The sequence below is a fragment of the Phenylobacterium sp. genome (assembly GCF_036402295.1).
In the GTDB taxonomy this organism is placed as follows: domain Bacteria; phylum Pseudomonadota; class Alphaproteobacteria; order Caulobacterales; family Caulobacteraceae; genus Phenylobacterium.
In genome coordinates this window covers 1-17,309 of the sequence record NZ_DASWTE010000012.1, presented here as the reverse complement: position 1 = coordinate 17,309, position 17,309 = coordinate 1, and the positions used below count along the sequence as shown (strand labels likewise).

At 70.2% G+C, this 17,309-nt stretch carries 16 protein-coding genes; 10 read left to right on the top strand and 6 right to left on the bottom strand.

The genetic code is table 11. The annotated features are described in order from the left end of the window. Both hrpB and VGD44_RS00920 read right to left on the bottom strand, forming a co-directional pair. The coding region (hrpB, locus tag VGD44_RS00925) for an ATP-dependent helicase HrpB (RefSeq protein WP_331082915.1) at positions 1–1,500 on the bottom strand (1,500 nt) is incomplete at its 3' end. A 14-nt stretch (positions 1,501–1,514) separates the two neighbouring features. Next, positions 1,515–3,122, bottom strand: a complete 1,608-nt coding sequence (locus tag VGD44_RS00920; protein WP_331082913.1) for an APC family permease — start codon at positions 3,120–3,122, stop codon at positions 1,515–1,517. 137 nt (positions 3,123–3,259) lie between these two features. Between VGD44_RS00920 and VGD44_RS00915 the strand changes: the two genes are divergently transcribed. From VGD44_RS00915 to VGD44_RS00905, 3 genes are all read left to right on the top strand, one after another. Next, a complete protein-coding gene (locus VGD44_RS00915) occupies positions 3,260–3,934 on the top strand; it encodes an MBL fold metallo-hydrolase (protein ID WP_331082911.1) in 675 nt (224 codons plus the stop codon). A gap of 66 nt (positions 3,935–4,000) precedes the next feature. Beyond that, positions 4,001–4,738 carry a response regulator gene (locus VGD44_RS00910; RefSeq protein ID WP_331082909.1) on the top strand — a complete coding sequence of 246 codons (738 nt, stop codon included), beginning with the start codon at positions 4,001–4,003 and terminating at the stop codon, positions 4,736–4,738. Further along, positions 4,735–6,069, top strand: coding sequence for an ATP-binding protein (locus VGD44_RS00905; protein ID WP_331082906.1), 1,335 nt, complete (start codon positions 4,735–4,737; stop codon positions 6,067–6,069). The genes VGD44_RS00910 and VGD44_RS00905 overlap by 4 nt, the downstream gene beginning before the upstream one ends. Here VGD44_RS00905 and VGD44_RS00900 read toward each other — a convergent pair. Beyond that, on the bottom strand, positions 6,066–6,452 hold the full coding sequence (locus VGD44_RS00900) for a RidA family protein (RefSeq protein ID WP_331082904.1): 387 nt from the start codon (positions 6,450–6,452) through the stop codon (positions 6,066–6,068). The two genes, VGD44_RS00905 and VGD44_RS00900, sit on opposite strands and share 4 nt — an antisense overlap. A gap of 137 nt (positions 6,453–6,589) precedes the next feature. Here VGD44_RS00900 and VGD44_RS00895 point away from each other — a divergent pair, with 137 nt between their 5' ends. The 4 genes from VGD44_RS00895 to VGD44_RS00880 all read left to right on the top strand — a co-directional run bounded on the left by VGD44_RS00895 (position 6,590) and on the right by VGD44_RS00880 (position 10,379). Further along, a complete protein-coding gene (locus tag VGD44_RS00895; protein WP_331082901.1) occupies positions 6,590–8,173 on the top strand; it encodes an efflux RND transporter periplasmic adaptor subunit in 1,584 nt (527 codons plus the stop codon). Next, on the top strand, positions 8,170–8,868 hold the full coding sequence (locus VGD44_RS00890) for an ABC transporter ATP-binding protein (RefSeq protein WP_331082899.1): 699 nt from the start codon (positions 8,170–8,172) through the stop codon (positions 8,866–8,868). Before VGD44_RS00895 ends, VGD44_RS00890 begins: the two co-directional genes overlap by 4 nt. Next, the gene (locus VGD44_RS00885; protein WP_331082898.1) at positions 8,865–10,091 is read left to right on the top strand and encodes an ABC transporter permease; all 1,227 of its coding nucleotides are present in this window, start codon (positions 8,865–8,867) and stop codon (positions 10,089–10,091) included. Before VGD44_RS00890 ends, VGD44_RS00885 begins: the two co-directional genes overlap by 4 nt. Before the next feature lie 75 nt (positions 10,092–10,166). Then, positions 10,167–10,379, top strand: a complete 213-nt coding sequence (locus VGD44_RS00880) for a general stress protein (protein ID WP_331082896.1) — start codon at positions 10,167–10,169, stop codon at positions 10,377–10,379. A gap of 62 nt (positions 10,380–10,441) precedes the next feature. Here the strand turns inward: VGD44_RS00880 and egtB are convergent, their stop codons facing one another. Further along, positions 10,442–12,661 (bottom strand): ergothioneine biosynthesis protein EgtB, encoded by a 2,220-nt coding sequence (gene egtB, locus VGD44_RS00875; RefSeq protein ID WP_331082894.1) that lies wholly within the window; start codon positions 12,659–12,661, stop codon positions 10,442–10,444. 249 nt (positions 12,662–12,910) lie between these two features. On the opposite strand from egtB, the gene VGD44_RS00870 reads away from it, so the two are divergent. Further along, positions 12,911–13,450, top strand: coding sequence for a sigma-70 family RNA polymerase sigma factor (locus VGD44_RS00870; RefSeq protein ID WP_331082892.1), 540 nt, complete (start codon positions 12,911–12,913; stop codon positions 13,448–13,450). Here VGD44_RS00870 and VGD44_RS00865 read toward each other — a convergent pair. Next, complete coding sequence (locus VGD44_RS00865; RefSeq protein WP_331082890.1) at positions 13,410–13,577, bottom strand: hypothetical protein; 168 nt, start codon at positions 13,575–13,577, stop codon at positions 13,410–13,412. The two genes, VGD44_RS00870 and VGD44_RS00865, sit on opposite strands and share 41 nt — an antisense overlap. A 78-nt stretch (positions 13,578–13,655) precedes the next feature. Further along, the gene (locus VGD44_RS00860) at positions 13,656–15,392 is read right to left on the bottom strand and encodes a CocE/NonD family hydrolase (RefSeq protein WP_331082888.1); all 1,737 of its coding nucleotides are present in this window, start codon (positions 15,390–15,392) and stop codon (positions 13,656–13,658) included. A gap of 121 nt (positions 15,393–15,513) precedes the next feature. Between VGD44_RS00860 and kynU the strand changes: the two genes are divergently transcribed. Both kynU and VGD44_RS00850 read left to right on the top strand, forming a co-directional pair. Further along, a complete protein-coding gene (gene kynU / locus VGD44_RS00855; protein ID WP_331082886.1) occupies positions 15,514–16,740 on the top strand; it encodes a kynureninase in 1,227 nt (408 codons plus the stop codon). Between the two features lie 87 nt (positions 16,741–16,827). Continuing rightward, a partial coding sequence (locus VGD44_RS00850) for an AMP-binding protein (RefSeq protein ID WP_331082884.1) occupies positions 16,828–17,309 on the top strand: 482 nt, incomplete at its 3' end.

The window sequence follows — 17,309 nt, the reverse complement described above, 5'->3', positions numbered from 1 at the left end:
GGACAGCGCTTCGCCTTTCCCGGGCTTGCCGGCCATCCCGGCCCAGCGGTCGGCCAGGATCCGGGCGTCGCGGGCGCGGGGACTGCGGTCGCGCTCCAGGGCCTCAAGGCGGTGGCGCACGTCGGCGTCACGGCCGCCCAGGCCGCGTTCGGTGACCAGCGCGGCGATGCGGGCGGCGCGCGCGGCCTGGCCGGTCGCGGCGGCCTTCAGGATCATGTGCGCCAGCCGGGGCGCCAGCGGCATGTCGGCCAGCGCACGGCCGTGGGCGGTGAGCACACCCTGGTGGTCCAGCGCCTCCAGCCGCTCCAGCAGCGCCCGGGCCTCGGCGAAGGCGGCGGCCGGCGGCGGGTCGAGGAAGGCCAGGTCCGAGGTGTCCTTCGCGCCCCAGCGGGCGAGGTCCAGGGCCAGGCCCGAGAGGTCGGCGTCGAGGATCTCGGGGTCGGCGTAGGCCGGCAGCGCGCGGGTCTCGGCCTCGTCCCACAGGCGGTAGCAGGCGCCGGGCTCGGTGCGGCCGGCGCGACCCCGGCGCTGGTCGGCGGCGGCTTTGGAGACGCGGACGGTGGCCAGGCGCGTCAGGCCGCTGGCCGGGTCGTAGCGGGGCACGCGCGCCAGGCCGCAGTCGATCACCACCCGCACGCCCTGGATGGTCAGGCTGGTCTCGGCGATCGAGGTGGCCAGCACCACCTTCCGCTTGCCCGCCGGCGGCGGCTGGATGGCGCGGTCCTGCTCGCGGTGGTCGAGGGCGCCGTAGAGCGGCGCGATCTCCACGTCGGGCCGGCGGATGCGTTCGGCGAGGCGCTCGGCCGTGCGCTGGATTTCGCCCTGGCCGGGCAGGAAGACCAGCAGGCTGCCGCTCTCCTCGGCCAAGCCGCGCTCGATGGCCCGGACGACCTGGTCCTCGAGCCGGGCGGCGGGGTCGCGGCCCAGGTAGCGGGTCTCGACCGGATACATGCGGCCCAGGGTCTCGATCACCGGCGCGCCGTCCAGCAGGCGGGCCACGGCCGCGCCGTCTAGGGTGGCGGACATGACCAGGAGCCGCAGGTCGTCGCGCAGCAGCCGTTGCGCGTCGCGCGCGAGCGCCAGGCCCAGGTCGGCGTCCAGGCTGCGCTCGTGGAACTCGTCGAAGATCACGCAGGCGACGCCGGCGAGCTCGGGATCGGCCAGCACCATGCGCGTGAAGACGCCCTCGGTGACGACCTCGATGCGCGTCTTCGCCGAAACCTTGGACTGCATCCGGACCCGGAAGCCCACGGTATCCCCAACACGCTCGCCAAGCGTGGCCGCCATGCGTTCAGCGGCCGCCCGGGCGGCGAGGCGGCGAGGCTCCAGCAGCACCACCTTGCCCCTCGCCGACCAGGGCTCGGCGAGCAGCTCGAGGGGGACCACCGTGGTCTTGCCCGCGCCGGGGGGCGCCACAAGAACGGCGGCGCTGCCCGAGGACAGCGCCGCCTTCAGTTCCGGTAGTACGTCCCGAACAGGGAGAGCGGGGATCGGCAGCATGCGCTGCCTTCCGCCTAGCCCTGGCCGGCGGGCGGTTCGCCCACGCGGTGCGGCAGTTCATGCGGCTCGCCCTCGCCGCCCTCGACGATAATGCCGCGGCCGAGCTTCGACTTGCGGATCCCGTACAGGAAGTAGATCACGATCCCGCCCACCAGATAGATCAGGAAGAAGTTCCGGGTGTTCTCGGTGGACATCAGGCTCATCAGCAGCAGCACGCACATCAGCGCGCCCAGGATCGGCACCAACGGGTAGAGCGGGGTGCGGAACGGCCGGACCAGGTTCGGCTCGCTGCGCCGCAGGTAGATCACCGTGATGCAGACCAGGGCGAAGGCCGCCAGCGAACCCACGTTGGCGAGGTCGCTCAGCGCGTCCAGCGACAGGAAGCCCGCCGCCAGCATCGCCGCGAAGCCCACGACGAGCGTGTTGATCCAAGGCGTCAGGAACTTCTGGTGCACCTTGGCCATGGCGCCCGGCAGCAGGCCGTCGCGCGACATGGTGTAGAAGATGCGGGTCTGGCCGTAGAGCAGCACCAGCATCACCGACGACAGGCCGGCGATGGCCCCGATCTTCACGAGGATGGCGAACCAGGGCAGCCCCATCCGGTCCGCCGCCAGCGCGATCGGCGCCGGCACGTTCAGCTCGGCGTAGGGCACGATGCCGACCAGGACGGCGCAGGTCAGGATGTAGAGGATGGTGCAGATGGTGAGCGCGCCCAGGATGCCGATCGGCATGTCCTTGCCAGGGTTCTTCGCCTCGGCGCCGGCAGTGGAGACCGCCTCGAAGCCCAGGTAGGCGAAGAAGATCACCGCCGCGGCGTGGATCACCCCGCCGATGCCGTACTTGTAGGTGGTGTCCCCGGTGATGGTGTCGCCCAGCGCCCGCATGATCTGGCTCCAGATGTCCATCGAGGTTCCCGGCGGACGCGCGGGGGTCTCGGCGGGCACCAGGGGGGTCCACTGCGAGGTGTCGACGTACTGGGAGCCGATGACGATGAAGGCCAGCACGACGCTCACCTTGATGGCGACGACGATGTTGTTGACCGTCGCGGACTCGGTGACGCCGCGCACCAGCAGCAGCGTGACGAGGCCGATGACCACGATGGCCGGCAGGTTCATCACCCCTGTGCCGAGCACATTGCCATCATGGTCCTTGACGAGCACCCCTGGGGCGGCCTGCAGCTCTGGGGGTATGATGATCCCGATGTCGCTCATCAGGCTTACGAAATAGCCGGACCACCCCACCGACACGGTGGAGGCGGCCAGGCCGTACTCCAGCACGAGCAGGAGGCCCATGACCCAGGCCGCGCCCTCGCCCATCGAGGCGTAGGTGTACGAGTAGGCCGACCCAGACACGGGCAGGGCCGAAGCCAGCTCCGCGTAGCACAGCGCCACGAAGGCGCAGAGCGTCCCTGTGATGACGAAGGAGATCATGATGCCGGGTCCGGCGAAATTCGCCGAAGCGCGGCCTGTCAGCACGAAGATCCCGGTGCCGATGATACAGCCGATGCCCAGAAGTATGAGGTTGATCGCCCCCAGGGAGCGCTTCAGCTCCCCGTGCTCATGTTCGGACTGTATCTGTCCGACAGACTTGCGCAGGAAGATGCGCGCCATTCCGTTCGCCATACGGCTGTTTCCCATATCGATTCTGCCCCTGAGGGCTTGGCCGGCACGCTAGCGGCGCGGGAACCCGCGGGCAATCGCCGCACGGAATACGGCCCGAGCTTTCCAATTGGACGTCGAGCCCCGATCATAGGGCGGACATGAACGCACCCACGCCGCTCCCCATCCGCGCCCTCATCGCGCCCGTCACGCCCCTCCAGCAGAACTGCACCATCGTCTGGTGCGTGAAGACCAAGAGGGCGGCGATCATCGATCCGGGCGGCGAGGTCCCGCGGCTTCTGGCGGCCCTGAAGGAGCACGACCTCACGCTTGAGAAGATCTGGGTGACCCACGGCCACCTGGACCACGCCGGCGGCACGGCGGCGCTGAAGGAGCTCACCGGCTGCCCGATCGAGGGCCCGCATCCTGACGACCAGTTCTGGATCGACGACATCGGGACCTCGGGCGCGAAGTGGGGCATGCCCGACGCGCGCACCTTCACGCCCGATCGCTGGCTTCACGACGGCGATGTGGTGACCCTGGGCGAGACCGAGTTCGAGGTGATCCACTGCCCCGGCCACACGCCCGGCCACGTGGTGTTCTTCCACCGCGAGGCCCGCTTCGCCCAGGTGGGCGACGTGCTGTTCCAGGGCTCGATCGGGCGCACCGACTTCCCGCGCGGCAACTACAAGGACCTGATCCACGCGATCACCGGCAAGCTGTGGCCGCTGGGCGAGGACGTGCGCTTCGTGCCCGGCCACGGGCCGATGTCGACGTTCGGGCAGGAGCGGAAGACCAACCCCTTCGTGGCCGACGAAGTCCTCTCGGACGAATGAGCGCAGTGACACCTGGGTTTCAGGTGAGACATTTGGGCGTTACGGCCGGCGACCAAGCTGGCGCGCATGGAGACAGCGACTGACATGGCCGGCGCCGGCGCCCGAATCCTCATGGTCGACGACGACCCGGGCATCCGCGACGTGGTGTCCGACTTCCTGGGCCGCCATGGCTACAAGGTCGAGACCGCCGCCGACGCGAGCGAGATGGACCGTGTGCTGGAGCGCGGGCCGGTCGACCTGATCGTGCTGGACATCATGATGCCGGGCGAGGACGGCCTGGCCGTCTGCCGCCGCCTGACCACCACCGAAAACCCGCCGCCGATCATCATGCTGTCGGCCATGGGCGAGGACACTGACCGGATCGTGGGGCTGGAGCTGGGCGCCGACGACTACCTGGCCAAGCCGTGCAACCCGCGCGAGCTGCTGGCCCGCGTGCGGGCCGTGCTGCGGCGGTCGGAGCAGCGGTCGACCGGCGGAGCGTTGGGCGCGGGCTGCGAGTTCGCCGGCTGGCGGCTCGACCTGGTGCGGCGCGAGCTCCGCTCGCCGGCCGGCGTGGTGGTGAACCTGTCGTCCGGCGAGTTCTCGCTGCTGCGCGCCTTCGTCGAGCGGCCGCAGCGCGTGCTCACTCGCGACCAGCTGCTGGAGTTCGCGCGCGGCCCCGACAGCGACGCCTTCGACCGCGCCATCGATGTGCAGATCAGCCGCCTGCGCCGCAAGCTGGACGATGGCGGCGGCGGCCACGACCTGATCCGCACCATCCGCAACGAGGGCTACATGTTCACCGCCAAGGTGAAGCGCACGTGAAGCCGCTGCGGCCCACCGCCTCGCTGCTCGTCCAGCTCCTGACGCTGACGAGCCTGACGCTGGTGACCGCGTGGGCCATGAGCACGGCCCTCCTCTTCCTCCTGCCACCGCCCGCGCCGGACTTCTACCGCCTGGGCGAGATCGAGCGGACCTACCGCGGCTCGCCGTCCGTCTTCACCGAGCGCCGGCCGCTGCTACGCACCGTGCAGGACAAGCCGCCGGGGCCCGTGCTCGAGGGCCGGAGCATCCCCACCATCCGCGCCAAGATCGCCGCCGACCTGGGCGTGCGGCCCGCCGACGTGGTGCTGGCGGGCGAGCGCGGCCCACTGTCGGACCGCCGCGTCGGACGCATCATCCGTGACCGGGCCGCGCGTGCCGGTGTGAACGAGGAGCACTTCCTCATCTATCCGTTCCAGGTGGGCGTCCGGCAGCCCGACGGCCGCTGGCTGATCGTGCGCACCCAGCCGGAATTCGGGCTCTCGGACTGGCAGAAGCGGGTAGCCCTCTGGTTTGCGCTGTCGGCGCTGTTGATGACCCCGGTGGCGTGGATGTTCGCGCGGCGCCTGTCGCGGCCGATCCAGGTGTTCGCCGAGGCCGCCGAGCGGCTGGGCCGCGACCCAAAGGCGCCGCCGCTGGAGCTGAAGGGCCCCTCCGAGATCGGCATGGCGGCCCGCGCCTTCAACGAGATGCAGGAGCGCCTGCAGCGCTATGTCGACGACCGCACGGCGATGGTGGGCGCCATCGCCCACGACCTGCGCACGCCGCTGACCCGCCTGCGCTTCCGCATCGAGAGCCTGCCCGAAGACCAGCGGGCCAAGTACGCCTCCGACCTCGACCAGATGGAGGAGATGATCACCGCCACCCTGGCCTTCGTCCGCGACGCCACCAAGACGGGCGAGCGCACGCCGCTGGAGCTGTCGTCGCTGGTGGAAAGCCTTTGCGACGAGATGGCCGAGACGGGCGCCAAGACCGAGGTGGAGCCGGGCGAGAAGGTGGTGTTGGAGGGCGACCCGATGGCGTTGCGCCGCCTGGTCGCCAACCTGCTGGAGAACGCGGTGAAGTTCGGCGGCCGCGCCCGGGCCCGCGTATTCAGCGATCAGGGCCACGCGGTCGTGGAGATCGACGACGACGGGCCGGGCATCCCGCCGGCCGACTCCGAGAAGGTGTTCGAGCCCTTCTACCGCCGCGAGCCCTCGCGCAGCCGCCAGACCGGCGGCATCGGGCTGGGTCTGGCCGTGGTGCGCACCATCGCCCGCGGCCACGGCGGCGACGTGAACCTGATCAACCGCGCCGGCGGCGGCCTGACGGCTCGCGTGGTGTTGCCACTCTAAGCCGCGGCCACCACTTCGATCTCGACCAGCCACTCGGGCGACAGCGTCTGCGCGACGATGGCGGTCGTGGGCACGCGATGGTCGCCGAGGGCGGCGATGCGGGCGTCCTGGTTGGCCTGCGCGTAGGCCGGGTCGCGCAGGTAGCTGGTCAGGCGCACGATGTTGTCGGTGGTCATGTCGGCCTCGGCCAGGATGCGGCGGATATTCGACCAGACAAGCGCGAGCTGGGCTTCCAGGCCCTCAGGAGCCTTGCCCTCTGCATCCAGGCCCATGGTCCCGGCCACGAACAGGAATCGGCTGGGGTTCGTCACCTCCATCGCGTGCACATAGTCGTCGGTGGCCGCGTATACTCCGTCCGACGGGTTCCTGACGACGAAAGGCATGGCGTACTCCTTGGGCGAATGCTGGAATGACTGCGGCGGGAAATGGCCGCCGCCGTAACGCGAATGAAATCGTCCGGCAAACGACGTCGGGCCTAGTCACGGCGGGTTCATCCGGGCCCGTGGATACTTGGCAAAGCATGAGTCAGAGCACCACCACCCGCCGCCGCAAGCTGCGCATTCCTGCCGCCGCTTGGATCACCTTGGGTGTGATCCTGCTGGCGATCCTCGCCGTCGTCGGCTACCAGATGCGCCCGAAGCCCGAAAAGGATCCCTACCGGTTCGGCTCCGTCGAACGCGGCGACATCACCCGTTCGGTGTCGGCGTCAGGCACACTGCAGGCGCTGGTCACCGTGGACGTCGGCTCGCAGATCTCGGGCCAGGTGATCAAGGTGCTGGCCGACTTCAACGACGAGGTGCGCGCGGGCCAGACGCTGGCGATCCTCGATCCCCAGACCTACCAGTCGCGCGTGGCCCAGGGGCAGGCGGACATCGCCGCCGGGCAGGCCGCGGTGCGCCAGGCGCAGGCGACCCTCGCCAACGCCCAGGCCGACTTCAGCCGCAAGAAGGCCCTGGTGGACCAGGGCTGGTACGCCCCCACCACGCTGGACCAGGCCACCGCGGCGCTCAGGACCGCCCAGGCCAACATGTCCGCCGCCCAATCTCGCGTCACCCAGAGCCGCGCTGCGATGCGCAGCCAGCAGGTCGACCTGCGCCGCACGACCATCTCTTCGCCCATCGACGGCGTGGTGGTGGACCGCAAGGTGGAGCCTGGCCAGACGGTCGCGGCCAGCTTGCAGGCGCCGGTGCTGTTCACCATCGCCCAGGACCTCTCGAAAGTGGAGGTGAAGGTGGCCGTGGACGAGGCCGACATCGGCCAGGTGCAGGAGGGCCAGATGGTCCGCTTCACCGTCGACGCTTTCCCGGAAGACACCTTCGAGGGGATCGTCACCCAGGTGCGCAAGCAGCCGGCGACCGAGCAGAACGTGGTCAGCTACACGGTGATCGCGGAGGCTGACAATCCGCAGCGCAAACTGCTGCCCGGCATGACCGCCAACGCCGACATCGTGATCGACACGAAGCGCAACGTCCTGAAGGTCCCGAACACCGCCCTGCGCTGGACGCCGGCGTCGGAGAACAGCGGCGGGAGCAACCGCGCCGCAGGCCCCCCCGGTGGCATGGTCGTGGCGAGCGGCCCCGGTTTGGGCGGCGGCGGAAACCGCCAGGGCGGTCGGCAGGGCGGGATGATGGGCGCCCGCGTGGTCGAGCAACTGGACCTCGACGGCAAGCAGAAGGCCGCCTGGGAGCGGATCTCGGCAGAGATGCGCGAGAAGCGCGCCGCGGCGATGGCGTCGGCGGGGGGCGACCGCAGCAAGGTCCGCGAGGCCATGACCCGCAACATGAACGAGGCCCTGGCGAAGCTGGAGCCGCAGCTGCGGCCCGACCAGAAGACCAAGCTGGCGGCGCTCCGGGCCACCATGGCCCAGGGCCGCGGCCCGGCGGCCGGCATGCGCGGCGGCACGGTCTGGGTGCTGCGCGACAAGAAGCCCGTCCCGATCGCGGTGCGCGTAGGCGCGAGCGACGGCAGCTCGACCGAGATCCTCAGCCGCGACCTGAAGGCGGGCGACCAGATCATCGTGGGCGGCGGCCCGCGGCCCAAGGCCGACGTGCGCAGCTTCGGCGGCCCGCCGGGCGGTGGCGGCGGCGCGCGGGTGAAGATGTGATCGAGATCGCCGACCTCAGGAAGGTCTACGTCATGGGCGAAGAGGAGGTTTCGGCCCTGGCCGGCGTCAGCCTCTCGATCGGGCGCGGCGAGTACGTGGCGGTGATCGGGCCTTCGGGCTCGGGCAAGTCGACGCTGATGAACATCCTGGGCGGCCTCGACCGGCCCACCTCTGGTACCTATGGCTTCGAAGGCGAGGACGTGGGCGAGTTCAGCGACGACGAGCTGGCCGACTTCCGCCGGCGGCGGATCGGCTTCGTCTTTCAGTCCTTCCAGCTCTTGCCGCGGCTGACGGCGCTGCAGAACGTCGAGCTGCCGATGATCTACGCCGGCATCGGCCGGTCCGAGCGGCGGGCGCGGGCGGCCGAGCTCCTGGAGCGGGTCGGCCTGGGATCGCGCATGAGCCACAGGCCGACGCAGCTCTCGGGCGGTCAGCAGCAGCGCGTCGCCATCGCCCGCAGCCTCGCCAACCGGCCCGACCTGCTGCTCGCCGACGAGCCCACCGGCGCCCTCGACACCCACACGGGCGAGGAGGTGCTGAAGCTCTTCGGGGAGTTGAACGCCGACGGCCTGACGCTGGCGGTGGTCACCCATGACCCGGAGGTGGCCGAGATGGCCCACCGCCGCGTGTCGTTCCGCGACGGCCACGTCGTCTCCGATGAGTGGAGCCGCCCAGGTGAAGGCAGGGGGGCATGAAGTTCTACGAGCTGGTCCGCTTCGCCCTGGGCGCCATCGTGGCGCACCCGATGCGCAGTGTGCTGACCTCGCTGGGCGTGGTGATCGGCGTCGCCGCGGTGGTGATGATGACGTCCATCGGACTGGGCGCGCAGAAGCGGGTGACCGACGCCATCTCGGGCCTGGGCTCGAACCTGGTCATCGTGACACCCAACTTCCAGCGCGGGCCGGTGAGCCAGGGCGCGGGCGGCGGCGTCTCGCTGCGCGACACCGACGCCGAGGCCATCCGCGCGCAGGTCCAGAACGTGGCGGCGGTCGCACCGCTGGTGCGCGGCCAGGCGCAGCTGGCTTCGGACGGCGCCAACTGGAACACCCAGGTCCAGGGCGTGACGCCGGACTACCTCTTGGCCCGGGACCTCAAGATCGCCGCTGGGCGGATGTTCGATGACCGCGAGGCCCGCCAGGGCCGCAAGGTGGTCGTGGTGGGTCCCACGGTGGCGCGTGAGCTATGGGGCGACGGCGACCCGGTCGGTCGGCGCGTGCGCGTGCGCACGGTTCCGTTCGAGGTGATCGGCGTGCTCGAGTCGAAGGGCCAGGCCGGCTTCGGCCAGGACCAGGACGACGTCATCCTGGCGCCGCTCTCGGCCGTGCGCTCGCGCATCACCGGCCGCCGCTTCCGCGGCGATGCGGTGCAGACGATCTATGTGAAGGCCACCGACGAGGAGAGCCTCGACCGGGTGCAGGAGGACGTGACCAACCTGCTACGTGACCAGCACAAGATTCGCCAGGGCGAGGACGACGACTTCCAGACCCAGAACATGGCCTCGATCCTGGAGGCCAGCGAGCAGGCCGTGGGCACCTTCACGATCCTGCTGGCCGCCGTGGCGGGCGTGTCGCTGGTCGTCGGTGGCGTGGGCATCATGAACATCATGCTGGTGGCCGTGACCGAGCGGACCCGCGAGATCGGCCTTCGGATGGCGGTCGGCGCAAAGCGCAGCCATGTGCTGATCCAGTTTGCGCTGGAGTCGATTTCGCTCAGCCTGGTGGGCGGCCTGATCGGCCTCGTCATCGGCGTGATCGGGGCCATCCTGATCGCCAAGCTGGGCCAGTGGCCGGCCGCGGTGCCGGCGTGGGCGGGACCTTTGGCGCTGGGGTTCTCCGTGGTCGTGGGGCTGGTCTTCGGGGCCTATCCGTCGTGGCGCGCGGCCCGCCTCGACCCCATCGAGGCGCTACGCCGCGAATAAGTCTCAAGTCTTAACGCAACCTTGGCCGGACCTCGGGGGTTAGCGCATGGCAAGCCCTATGAGGAGAGCCCCTCCATGCCCACTGTTGAAACCGGCAAGCCCCGCGCGCGTCGCGGCTTCGCCGCCATGAATCCCGAACGTCGCCGTGAGATTGCTCGCAAAGGGGGCGCGAGCGTGCCCGGCGAAAAGCGCAGCTTCGCGAAGGACCGTGACCTCGCCGCCTCGGCCGGCCGCAAGGGTGGCGAAGCCTCCCGCGGCGGTGGCCGCACCCGCGGCCGCGAGAGCTAGACCCAACCCAATAGGGACGGGACGCTTAAGCGGGCGCCCTCACGGGCGTCCGCTTTCGGCTGTCAGGACTTCAGGAGCACCATGGCGAAGGCCGGATCGGCGCTGACCCACTGCGTCTCCCGACGCCAGCCGGCCGAGGCGGCAAGGTCCGCGAACCGCGCCAGCGTGAACTTGTACGAGTTCTCGGTGTGGATGCTCTCGCCCGCGGCGAATCGGAACGTCTTGCCGCCGACGTGGACCGCCTGGTCGCGCCGGCTGACGAGGTGCATCTCGATCCGGCTCTCGGCCGCGTTCCAGATCGCCTGGTGCTCGAACGCCGAGGGGTCGAAGTCGCCGCCCAGCTCGCGGTTGATGCGGGTGAGCAGGTTCTTGTTGAACGCCGCGGTGACGCCGCGCGCGTCGTCGTAGGCCGCCACCAGCGTCGCGGGGTCCTTCACCACGTCGATGCCGACCAGGAACGACGCCCCCTGCCCCAACAGACGGCGGGCGGCGCCCAGGAACATCCGCGCCTCCTCCGGCGTGAAGTTGCCGATGGTCGAGCCCGGGAAGAAGCCCACGATGGGCCGGTCCTCGGTCTCCTCCGGCAGGCGCAGCGCGTTGGTGAAGTCGTCGCGCAGCGGCGCGACGATGAGGTTCGGATAGTCGGCGCGGATGGCCCGCGCCGCCCCTTCCAGCGCCGAGGCGCTGATGTCGATGGGCGCATAGACGGCCACGTGCGGCGCGGCGTCCAGGACGATGCGCGTCTTGGTGCTGGCGCCTGAGCCGAATTCAACCAGGGCCGCTCCGTCCGGTATCTGGCGCGCGATCTCGGGGGCCGAGCGCTTGAGCAAGGCCACTTCGGTGCGGGTGGGATAGTACTCGGAGAGCTCGGTGATCTCCTCGAACAGCTCCGAGCCGCGGGCGTCGTAGAAGTGCTTGGGCGGGATCGCCTTCCTCGCCTTCGACAGACCGGCCATCACGTCGACTTCGAGGTCGGACGGCCGGGCATGTTCGCCTGCTCCGTCCAACGCGAGCCGCAGGCCCGAGAACATCCAGCGCTGGTGCGGATAGAAGAAGTTCCGATAGCTGGCCCGGACGTGGCCCGCGGGCGTCACGCAGGCGCCGCCGCGCAGCACGAACTGGCCGGACATGAACTTGCCGTTGTACTCGCCGACCGCGCCCTTGGCGGGCTTGAAGCCGGGGTAAGGCAGGTAGGCGCTGCGGGTCCATTCCCACAGGTCGCCGAACATCTGCGTCAGGCCCTCGGCCTCCGGCGCAGGCTGGGCGGCCAGGCGGCCGGAGTCCCGGAACTCGCCCTTGAGCGGCGCCGAGGCGGCGGCGTGCTCCCACTCGGCCTCGGTGGGCAGGCGCGCCCCGGCCCAGGCGGCATAGGCGTCGGCCTCGTAGTAGCTGAGATGACTGACCGGCTGGGCGGGATCGAGCGGGCGCAGGCCGTGCAGCCCCATGGCCCGCCAGCCGTCCGCCGTCTCGCGCCAGTAGACCGGCGCCTGCCAGCCCTCGGCCTGGACCAGCGCCCAGCCCTCTGACAGCCAGAACTCGGCCCGCGCGTAGCCGCCGGCTGCCATGAAGGCCAGCCATTCGCCGTTGGTGACAAGCCGGTCGGCCAGCCGGAACGGCTCGAGCCACACGCGATGGCGCGGGCTTTCGTTGTCGAAGGCGAACCCCTCGCCGGTATGGCCGATCTCCACGAGGCCGCCCGGGAAGCCGGTCCAGGTCAGCGGTCCGGGCGGGGCGGCGGGTGGGGTCGGCCGCGGCGGGGCAAAGGCCGGCGACAGCGGCGACTGGGCGAACAGGTGGAGCACATCCATCAGGATCAGCTCCTGATGTTGCTCCTCGTGCGCCAGGCCCAGGTCGAGCAGGTCGGCGTGCGGGCCGGCGCCGTTCGCCAGCAACTGCGCCATGCCGGCGTCCACATGGGCCCGGTAGGCCAGGACGTCGGCGACCGACGGCCGGGTGATCAGCCCCCGCGCCGGGCGCGGCTGGCGCGGACCTATCGCCTCGTAGTACGAGTTGAACAGGTAGCCGAACCTGGGATCGAACGGCCGATAGCCCGCCAGATGGGGGATCAGCATGAAGGTCTCGAAGAACCAGGTGGTGTGGGCCAGGTGCCACTTGGTGGGACTGGCGTCCGGCATGGACTGGGCGCCCATGTCCTCCGGCGTGAGCGACCGTGTCAGGGCCTCGGTGGCCCGCCGCAACGCACGGTAGCGCGCGAGCCCCTGACCCCCCGCGGTTTCGGCGGCGACGCGAGCGCGTTCGTCGGGGCGGTCGGTGCTGCGCATGCGGATCTCCCAAAGCCGGCCGCGTCAGAACGCCGCGCCTCGCCCAGCCGATGTGGGGACGAAACCGGAACGCCGCAACCGGCGCCCCTGTACAAGGCGTCGTGGACCAGGCGTGCGAACGCCGTTCTCGATAAACAGTTCCTAATTTCGCAGGCGCCACCACGGAACGCTCACGCCGCGGCTGCGTTCAACCCCAACTGGTGGCAGGTGCGACCCCGGTCCGGCGGCTGGGGAGTCCATGAGGTCCAAATGAGCTCCACGACGAGTTGGCGGGACGAAGTCGTGGGCCTTATCCCAGCGTTGAGAGCCTTCGCGTGGTCGCTAAGCCACAATGGCTCCGACGCCGACGACCTCGTGCAGGACACTCTGATCAAAGCCTGGTCCAACCGCGACAAGTTCGAGCCGGGCACCAATCTGCGCGCCTGGCTGTTCACCATCCTGCGGAACACCTACTACACGAACGTGCTGCGCCGGCGCCGCGAGGTGCGCGACGAGCAGGGCGAGTACGCCGGCGCGCTCAAGACCCCGCCGACCCAGGACTGGAGCGTGGCGATGCGGGCCCTGCAGGTGGCCTTGCAGCAGCTGCCCGACGAGCACCGCGAGGCGCTGATCCTCGTGGGGGCCGCCGGGCTGTCCTACGAGGAGGCGGCCGAGATTTGCGGCTGCGCCCTGGGGACGATCAAGAGCCGGGTGAACCGCGCCCGCGCGCGCCTCTTGAAGATCATGGACGCCGAGGACGCGTCCGACGTCATGGCTCTGGAGACGATGGCGATTCTGGGCACGGCCTGACGTCCTCGTCGTCCAGCTGATCCACCACGGACTGGATGTGCTCGGGCACGCCGCGCTCCTCCAGCTTGCCGAACATGCCGGTCAGCGCCGCGTCGATCGCGGCGAGCTTCTGCTTGCGGTCTGTCACGTGATCCCCATCCCCGTTCACCTACACTAGGCGCAACGGGGTTAAGAGAACAGTCGCATGCCGGCTGTTTACCTGCAGCTACTTGACGTCCAGCGGATAGACCACCGGCAGGACCAGGGCGGTGGGGTGGCTCGCGTCCATATAGATGGTGTTGGTCGCCACGCGAGGCTTCAGCTTCGCCGGGCCGGGCGGCTCGCCGGTGTTCGGGTTCACCTCGAAGCGCGGTGCGTTGGACGAAGAGATGTGCAGCGCGATGCGGTGGCCCTTCTCGAAGGTGAGCGCGGTCGGCCAGAGATCGATGACCAGCCTCTCGGGGGCGCCCGGGGTCATCAGTTTCACGTCCGCGGGCAGGCGGCCGTTGCGGTATCGCGTGCGGATCGGGGCATCGAGCACCAGAGCCTCGTAGCCGTCGGGATAGACGTCGACCAGCTTGGCCACGAAGTCGGTGTCAGAGCCGTCGGTCGCGGCGTAGAGCTCGACGCTCACCGGCCCTGAGATGGCGACGTCCTTGTCGAGCGGCGGCGTCGTGAAGCGCAGGTAGTCCTGCCGCTGGCCCACCTGGCGCTGGTCGTCGGGCCCGCGCTCAAAGGTGAGGTTCGCGCCGCCGAAGGTGGCCACCGGGTTGGCGGGATCGAACTTGTAGCTGACCTTGTTGTCGGCGGCCGAGGGCGCCCTGGTCGTGAGCCCGCTGTCGCCGGTCGCGTAGTAGCGGACCTCGCGGTGCGCCGGCGGCCAGTTGGCGGAGGTGAGCATCCGGTTCTTCGGCGAGTAGGCGCCTTTCCGGGCGCTGGCCATCATGAAGTACTGGACCGGCGGCTCGTCCATGATCCCGTTGTCGACGCCCTTCAGCCAGTGGTCGAACCAGCGGATCTCCTGGTCGCCGCCGAGGCTCAGTCGGTCGGAGCCGGGATAGGCCAGGTCGCCGGTCAGCCCGCCGTGCCCGAACGGGCCCATGAGGAGCTTCTGGTTGCCCCGCGCGCCGGGCGCGCCGTGGTTCTGCAGGTATTCGAAGTTGTCGACCGTCCCGCCGTTGAAGATGTCGTACCAGCCGCCGACATTGTAGATCGGGATCTGGATGTACTTGCGGTTCGTGGTCATCGCGACGCGGTTCCACGAGACGTCGTCCAGCGCCCGCGTGCGGACCCGGTTCAGCACCTCCTCAGACGTCCCCTGCCCGCGCAGCCAGCCGATGGAGTCCTTCTCCTTCAGCACGCCGCCCGGATAGCTGTACGAGAGCCGGTCGGCGGGGGCCACGACCACATAGGCGGCCTTCAGGTGCGGCGGCGCGGCCATGGCGGCCGAATTGGCGGTGATGCCCAGGGCCGAGCCGCCGGTCATCCCGACCTGGCCGTTGGACCAGGGCTGCGTCGCCGCCCATTCCACGGCGTCGTAGCCGTCCTCGATGTCGTTCTCGAAGGCCGCGTAGAAGCCCTGGCTGCGGCCCTTCCCGCGCACGTCCTGCAACACGAAGACGTAGCCGGCGTCGGTGTAGCGTTTGGCCTGCTCGACCAGGCGCTTGCGGTTCTCCGCGCCCTTGGGATCGCGCTCGCGATCGAGGCGGCCGTCCTTGAGGTAGGGCGTGCGCGAGAGCACCACCGGCCACGACCCCTTGCCGGCCGGCTTGAAGACGTTGGCCGCCAGCCGCGTGCCGTCGCGCAGCGCCATGTATTCCTCGACCGCGCCGGGCGGCAGGCCGGGCCAGGGCGCCGGCTTCTGGGCGTGAGCGGCGGCGCGCGGCTGGGCGAGCGCCGGAGCGACGGACGTGGTCAGGAGGAGCGCCGCCGTCGAGGCGAGCGCCAGCTTGCGCCAGCTCATCATCTTGATCGTTCCCTCCGCGGGTCTTGCCGCCCGCATTTCAGCCCTGTTGCGTCCATCTAAGCATGCGTCCGGCGGGGTGACGTTGCTGCGCGGAAATCAACAAGGCTAGAAGCGCTACATGGACCGCGCCCACGCCCAATCCCTCGACGCCACCGACCCGCTGGCCCGCTTCCGCGAGGCCTTCGTGCTGCCGCCGGGAGTGATCTACCTGGACGGCAATTCGCTGGGCCCGCTGCCAAAGGCGACGCCGGGCCGCCTGGCCGCCGTGGTCGAGGGCGAGTGGGGCCAGGGCCTGATCACCAGCTGGAACGCCGCGGGCTGGATCGACGCCCCGCAGCGCGCGGGCGCCAAGCTCGCTCGCCTGATCGGCGCGCGGCCGGACGAGGTGGTGGTGGCCGACTCCACCTCGGTGAACCTCTTCAAGCTGGCCGCCGGCGCGTTGTCGCTACGGCCCGGTCGCAAGACCTTGATCACCGAGAGCGGCAACTTCCCGACCGACGTCTATGTTCTGGAGGGCGTCTGCGCGCTCGCCGGCGCAACGCTGAAAGTGCTGCCCAGCGACGAGGTCGTGAGCGCGATCGACGAGGACACCGCCGCCGTCGTCCTCACCCACGTGCATTACAAGACCGCCCGACGCTGGGACATGGCCGGGGTCACCGCCGCCGCCCACGCCAAAGGGGCGCTGATGCTGTGGGACCTGTCGCACTCCACCGGAGCGGTGGCCGTCGACCTCAACGCCTGCAACGTCGATCTCGCCGTCGGCTGCGGCTACAAGTACCTGAACGGCGGCCCCGGCGCGCCGGCCTACCTGTTCGTGGCCGAGCGGCGCCAGGCGCAGATCCGCTCGCCGCTGTCGGGCTGGATGGGCCACGCCGAGCCATTCGCCTTCGAGGACCGCTACCGCGCCTCGGCCGACATCCGCGCCATGCTGTGCGGCACGCCGCCGATCCTGGGTCTGGCGGCGATGGAGGTGGCCCTCGACCTGCAGCTGGAAGCCGACCCGCGCGCGGTGGAGACGAAGGGCCAGTCGCTGTGCCGCTTCTTCATCGAGCTGGTGGAGACCCGCTGCGCCGGGCACGGGCTGGCGCTCACCGGTCCGCGCGACATGGCCGAGCGCGGCCTGCACGTCTCATTCGCCCATCCGGACGGCCACGCCATCGTCCAGGCGCTGATCGCGCGCGGCGTGATCGGTGACTTCCGCGACCCCGACATCGCCCGCTTCGGCTTCTCGCCGCTCTACCTCAGCCACGCCGAGGTGTGGGACGCCGTCGAGATCCTGCGCGAGATCCTGGAGACCCGCGCCCACGAACGGCCAGAGTATCGCGCCCGCGCGGCGGTGACCTGACGTCACGTTTGGCGCGACCGCGCGGTTCGGCTAGCAAGTTCACATGAGACGGGCGGCGCACGCCCGCACTAGGAGTGAAGCCGCCGCATGTCCGCCGATCCGATCGAACTGCTCACCGACATCGCCACGGTCCACGGCCGCGAGCGCGGCGACCGGGTGGCCGTCCACTTCGAGGGCCGCGACCTCACCTACGCCGAGCTCGACCGGCGCTCAGACCAGGTGGCGGGGCTGTTGCAGCAAGCGGGGGTGAAGCCGGGCGATCGGGTGGCCTGGCTCGGCCGTCCGTCCGAGGCCTGGTACGAGATCTTCTTCGGGGTGGCCAAGGCGCGGGCCTGCTTCGCGCCGATCAACTCGCGGCTGGCCGTCCCCGAGATCGCCTTCATCGTGAAGGACTCCGGGGCGAGCGTGTTCTTCGTGACTCCGGAGTTCTTCGCCGCCGCCGATGCCATCATGACGCACATTCACCATCCGATGCGTGTCATCGCGGTGGGCGGAGAACACGGCGCGTTCGGGAGCTATGCGGCCCTGCGCAAGGCTGCGCCTGCGCCCCGGCTCACGGCGCCCCAGGC

What these genes read in the sequence shown, in the direction of transcription:
- VGD44_RS00915 (WP_331082911.1), top strand. Translation starts at nt 3,260, where the DNA reads ATGAACGCACCCACGCCGCTCCCCATCCGCGCCCTCATCGCGCCCGTC.
- VGD44_RS00885 (WP_331082898.1), top strand. Translation starts at nt 8,865, where the DNA reads ATGAAGTTCTACGAGCTGGTCCGCTTCGCCCTGGGCGCCATCGTGGCG.
- VGD44_RS00860 (WP_331082888.1), bottom strand. Translation starts at nt 15,392, where the DNA reads ATGAGCTGGCGCAAGCTGGCGCTCGCCTCGACGGCGGCGCTCCTCCTG.
- VGD44_RS00910 (WP_331082909.1), top strand. Translation starts at nt 4,001, where the DNA reads ATGGAGACAGCGACTGACATGGCCGGCGCCGGCGCCCGAATCCTCATG.
- VGD44_RS00880 (WP_331082896.1), top strand. Translation starts at nt 10,167, where the DNA reads ATGCCCACTGTTGAAACCGGCAAGCCCCGCGCGCGTCGCGGCTTCGCC.
- egtB (WP_331082894.1), bottom strand. Translation starts at nt 12,661, where the DNA reads ATGCGCAGCACCGACCGCCCCGACGAACGCGCTCGCGTCGCCGCCGAA.
- VGD44_RS00870 (WP_331082892.1), top strand. Translation starts at nt 12,911, where the DNA reads ATGAGCTCCACGACGAGTTGGCGGGACGAAGTCGTGGGCCTTATCCCA.
- VGD44_RS00920 (WP_331082913.1), bottom strand. Translation starts at nt 3,122, where the DNA reads ATGGCGAACGGAATGGCGCGCATCTTCCTGCGCAAGTCTGTCGGACAG.
- VGD44_RS00900 (WP_331082904.1), bottom strand. Translation starts at nt 6,452, where the DNA reads ATGCCTTTCGTCGTCAGGAACCCGTCGGACGGAGTATACGCGGCCACC.
- VGD44_RS00895 (WP_331082901.1), top strand. Translation starts at nt 6,590, where the DNA reads ATGAGTCAGAGCACCACCACCCGCCGCCGCAAGCTGCGCATTCCTGCC.
- kynU (WP_331082886.1), top strand. Translation starts at nt 15,514, where the DNA reads ATGGACCGCGCCCACGCCCAATCCCTCGACGCCACCGACCCGCTGGCC.